Source organism: Verrucomicrobium sp. BvORR106, from assembly GCF_000739655.1.
Lineage (GTDB): Bacteria > Verrucomicrobiota > Verrucomicrobiia > Verrucomicrobiales > Verrucomicrobiaceae > Verrucomicrobium.
The window spans coordinates 1-4885 of sequence record NZ_BATR01000148.1 but is presented as its reverse complement, the minus strand read 5'-3'; the positions used below and the strand labels follow the sequence as shown (position 1 = coordinate 4885).

General features: G+C 64.1%; 3 protein-coding genes. All 3 read right to left on the bottom strand.

What is annotated here, in order from left to right:
- Nucleotides 1-683: 683 nt before the first annotated feature.
- Nucleotides 684-2657 (bottom strand): CehA/McbA family metallohydrolase, encoded by a 1974-nt coding sequence (locus BV106_RS26690; protein WP_038169851.1) that lies wholly within the window; start codon nt 2655-2657, stop codon nt 684-686.
- A 50-nt stretch (nt 2658-2707) separates the two neighbouring features.
- Nucleotides 2708-4135 carry a DUF1501 domain-containing protein gene (locus BV106_RS26685; protein ID WP_051946373.1) on the bottom strand — a complete coding sequence of 476 codons (1428 nt, stop codon included), beginning with the start codon at nt 4133-4135 and terminating at the stop codon, nt 2708-2710.
- A gap of 97 nt (nt 4136-4232) precedes the next feature.
- A partial coding sequence (locus tag BV106_RS26680) for a WD40 repeat domain-containing protein (protein WP_038169850.1) occupies nt 4233-4885 on the bottom strand: 653 nt, incomplete at its 5' end.

Here is a 4885-nt window from a genome sequence, read left to right as displayed (position 1 = left end):
GCGCGCAGCGCTTTTGGGACTGCGGTGAGAATCACCGCTTTGGCGACCCTTGTGACATTCGCCAATCTGTGCGTTTGCAGCAGGGGGGAGGGTGTTGAGGGTGTTTTTCCTGGAGAGTAGCCGATGGGGCGCACCAAGTGGTAGGGAAGTTGGCAATCGATCGCTCCGGTTCCGATCGGCGGTTGTGCAAGCACAAACCGCCGCTCCTTGGGGTGTGGGATGGGGTGGAGGATGTTGTGGGTTGTTTGGCTGTGCGTCCTTGCGGCGACTGAGCCGATGGGGACCATCGGACGACTCAGCAGCGTCGCGTCGGGGTAGTCCGACGGTCCCCGTCGGGTTGGAAGCGGAGGGGGAGAGGTTGCATAGTCGCCGGAGCGGTAATGACCGCCCAGTGCATTCACCTCTCGCGAGCTGCGGGGTTCGCGGAGCCTGTGTTGGGGCTGCCAAGGGCGGATAGCACCGATGAGTAGCGAGGGTAGCGCACCAGGCGGTGGGAAGTTGGCAATCGATCGCTCCGTTTTCGATCGGCGTTTGTGCAAGCACAAACCGCCGCTCCTTGGGGTGTGGGATGGGGTGGAGGATGTGGTGGGTTGCTTGACTGCGCGTCCCTGCGGCGACTGAGCCGATGGGGACCATCGGACTACTCAGCAGCGTCGCGTCGGGGGCGCAGTTGCCCGCCCTCGCTACTCCGCCGCCTCGGTGCTCTGCAACGACTGCACCTGCGTTCTCACGGCTTCATCACAGCCTTTCAGCAGCTCTTTGAGCTTCTCGCCATCGCCACCTGCGCGGTGTACCAAGGCTTGGGCGATGGCGTGGGCGGAGTGGAACTGGCCGTCGTCGTCGGCATCGATCCAGATGGGATTGGTGGAGCCGACCACTTTAGGAGTGAAGGTCTTGCTGGTGGGCTGGTAGGGGCGGGGGATTTCCCAGAAGGGTTCGGTGACGCCGGGGCCGGTGGCGATGGCGACCAAGTGGACGTCGTGGGCGGGCTTTGCCACGTCGAAGTGCACCACGCCTTTCACGCCTCCCTTGCGATTGGCGGGGAGTGTCATTTCCTTGATGAGGATGCCGTTGGCATACAGTTCCACTTTGTCTGCCGTCACCCAGGAGGGGCCGCTCACGGTGACCTGCACGTCGAGAGCTTCTCCCAGTTTGGTCGCGAGATCGCCGACCGAATAGCGGTCGTTCACCTTGATCTGAGTCAGCAGCCCAAGACTGACCAGAAGCCGTCCCTCTTTGTAGCTGCGCCATACGTCGTCGAGCTTGAGGTTCGCCGGGTTTGCGTCATCTGCGGCCACATAGGTCCGGCCCTGGCCGAGAATGAAGCGGTTCACATCGTGGCTGTCGCTGGAGGCGATGGCGGAGATCCGGTGGCCGCGATTCAGGAGGGCAAACCAGTCGCGATAGAGCAGGTGCACGTCCGACTGCATGGCGGCGGAGGTGATGACCTCGATGGCATCAATATCCAGCACCGAGGCATGGCGATGCTTTCCGCTCTTGGGATTGAACATCATGCCGCCAAAGGGGATGAACCCGCTGTGGAGATCTCGGGGATGATTGAGCGTGACGACTTTCACGCCGGACGTGGCGCGGATGGAAGGGATGAGCTTGGCCCAATCCAGCTCCTGGTGATTGGGCGGGACTGCGGCGGCATCCACGGGAAAGGCGTTGAAGTGTCCGCCCTTGGTCGTGACCTCGTTACCGCGCACGCCGGTGAAGTAGGAGGCAGTCCCCGTAGAGGCTGCGGCGGGGCCGTAGTCGGTGTGATGGTTGTGATCGGTGGCGATGGCCAGTTCGATCCCTTCACCCGCGATGGTGCGCATGCGGTCCTCGATGGTGGCGTCACCATGTCCGCTGTGGGTGAGGGTGTGAATGTGACTGTCGGCCGCGACCCAGCCCGTGGTGTCCACCTCGCGATTCAGGGCCATCTGCAGGTCAACCGTCTCGCCTCGTTTCACCGTGAACTCGCGTCGCTCGATGCCCCATTCGAATCCGCGTCCGGCGTGGAGCACGTAGTCTCCGGGCGGGATGGAGAGAACCGCTTGCCCCTTGGCCGCATAGACGACGCCGACGCGTGTGGTCGTCTCACCCGCGGGTTCGGCACGCAGGGGTTGGAGGGTGCCATCTCGCCGCGTCAGCGTGAGGCGGCAGGGCAGAGGGCTCTCATCGGCCTTGCACGTGACAGCCACTTTCACATTCGCCCCACCGATGGCGGCCGCGACCGGTTGATGCGTGAGGGCGATGGGGCCAATCTCGATGTCATCGAGGGAAGGCGGGGCCTCGATGCGCAGCTTGTTCTCGCCTTCCACCAAGGTGCCGGGGGGAATCTCCAGCACGGTTTCCAGGGCGGTCTCGGCAGTCGTCAGGTTGCCCAGCTTCTTGTTGTTCAAGAAGACGGGCCAACTGAGTTTCACATCCTTTTGCCAAAGATGCAGGGTGCAGGCTGTGGCGTTGGGGCGGGAGGTGAAGGTGAGCTCCATCCGCTCGGCATCCACTGGCTTGTCCTTGTAGTGCTCCCATTCCCAAGAGCCTGCCTTGCCCAGGTGCTGCGTACGAGACTCAAGGATGACTGCATCTGCCGCGTGCACCGGGGAAGGGGCAAACGCGGCAGCCAGGAAAGCGGCACTGGCTGCAAGCAGCCTCAGAGGATGGGACACAGGCAGGGAAGCGGGTTTCAGGAAACTTCCATCGGGAGTGCCGCGGAAGGTCAGGCGATGAGCTCCGCAATGGGGCGCCCGTGATCGACAATCGGCGTGGGACGGCCGTTCAAGTCGTTGATGGTGATTTTGGACGAGTCGATCCCGAGGTGATGATAGATGGTGGCCAGGAAGTCGCCCGGGCCGCAGGGGCGCTCGATGACATCTTCGCCCCGCTTGTCGGTGGCACCGATGATGCCGCCGGTTTGAATGCCGCCGCCGGCCCAGATGTTGGTGAAGGCGCGCGGCCAGTGGTCGCGACCTGGTTGCAGGGTGCCTGCCGGTGCGCTGGCGTCGCCTGCACCGGTGCTGCGGTCAAAGCTGATCTTGGGCGTGCGGCCGAACTCGCCCGTCACCACCACGAGCACCCGCTTGTCGAGGCCCCGGGCGTAGATGTCCTCAATGAGGGCGGCCACGGCCTGGTCGTAGTTGGGCATGCGGAAGCGCAGGGCTTCAAACTGGTGATGGTTCACGGCATGGTCATCCCAGTTGCCCACACGACCGCACAAGGGGCCGCTGAGGCTGCTGGTGACCATCTCCACGCCGGACTCCACAAGGCGGCGGGCGAGCAGAAGCTGCTGCCCCCAGCGGTTGCGGCCGTAGCGGTCACGGGTCGCGGCGTCTTCCTTGTTGAGGTCAAAGGCATCCCTCGTCTGGGGATTGGTGAGCAGGGTCATCGCCTGGGCTTCGAATTCATCCAGCGCACCCAGTTCGCCCTCCCGGTCGAAGGCTCGCTCCATCTTGTCCAGGCTCTTGCGCAGGGCGACCCGCTCACTGAGTCGGCGCGTCTCCGCATCATCTGCCAGACCCAGGTTCGGAACCTGGAAGTTGGGGCGGTTCGGATCATCCATCACGGAAAACGGGGCATAGGCATCGCCGAGATAGGCGGGGCCATTGTACTCCAGGGGAGGATTGACGCCGATGTAGTTGGGCAGGGGGTTGGTGCGCTTGCCTTCCTTGGAGCGCAGGTAGTGGGCCACGGACATCCAGTCGGGCAGGCGGGGCTTGGGCTTGTCCCGCGTATCGGCATCGCCGGAGAGCATCTGCATGGATCCGGCCGGGTGTCCGCCCGCCTTCTGGTTCATGGAGCGCAGCACGGTGAACTTGTCCGCGATGCGGGCGTGGTGCGGCAGCAGCTCGGTGAAATGGGTGCCTGGGACCTTGGTGCTGATCGTCTTGAACGGGCCGCGGTATTCGCTGCCAATCTCCGGCTTGGGATCGTAGGAGTCCAAGTGCGAGAGTCCTCCGGGGAGCCATACCATGATGATGGCCTTCCGCTCATGCCCGGGTTTCACGGCGTTCTCAGCGCGGAGCTTGAGGAGCCCCGGCCAGGTCAGAGAGGCGAAACCTGACAAGCCCACCTGCATGAAACTGCGCCGGCTCCAGCTCAGCGGACCCTCACATCGGGCCAGTTTGGAAGGGGTGATGATGGAGGACATGGTGGTGGTCGGTAGGGGGATTACGTGGCGGAAACGGGAAGACTTGCGATTCGAGGCCCCAGGCGGGCGGCAGGTATCAGGGAAGGTGATAAAACCATCAGGGTGGGGTGGGGGTGGCCTTGAAGACGGCCAGCTCCTTGCCGCTGGTCCGGTCCCAGACGCGGAGGGCGCTGTCTTCGCCGCCCGCGATGATCAAGCCGCCACCGGGCGCGCTGGCCACGGCCTGCACGTAGTCTGGCAGATTGGCCATCGCCCGCACCTGGGTGCCGTCGTCGCTGATGATGCGTACGAGATTGTCTCCGGCGGAGGTGACGATCTGGTTCGAGGAACCAATGTATTGCAAGGCGGTGACCTCCTTGGTCCAGCCTTCGATTTTCTTGCGGCGTTCGCCCGCCAGCATGTCCCAGGTGAGGACCACGCCGTCTGCGCCGGAACTGGCCAGCACGCGCCCATCGGCCCGGAAGGCCACCCCGGTGACGTGGTGCGTGTGCCCTTCAATGGTGTTGACGGGCCGCCCGGTGCTGAGGTCGGTGACCTTGGCGATCTTGTCCGCCGCACCTGAGGCGAGCCGTTTGCCGTCGGGGGAGAAGGCGAGGCTGAGCACCGCATCCTCATGCAGGTCCTTCAGGGTCTGGAGAGGCTTGCCCGTAACGGTCTCGAAGACGACGACCTCGCCCGAGCGGGAAGGCTCCCCGCTGCCGATAGCGAGCTTCGTCCCATCCGGGCTGAAGGTCACGGCGTTGACCCGGT

Bases quoted from the DNA above. Each gene is read 5' to 3' on its own strand.
- BV106_RS26685 (WP_051946373.1), bottom strand. From the start codon at position 4,135: ATGTCCTCCATCATCACCCCTTCCAAACTGGCCCGATGTGAGGGTCCG.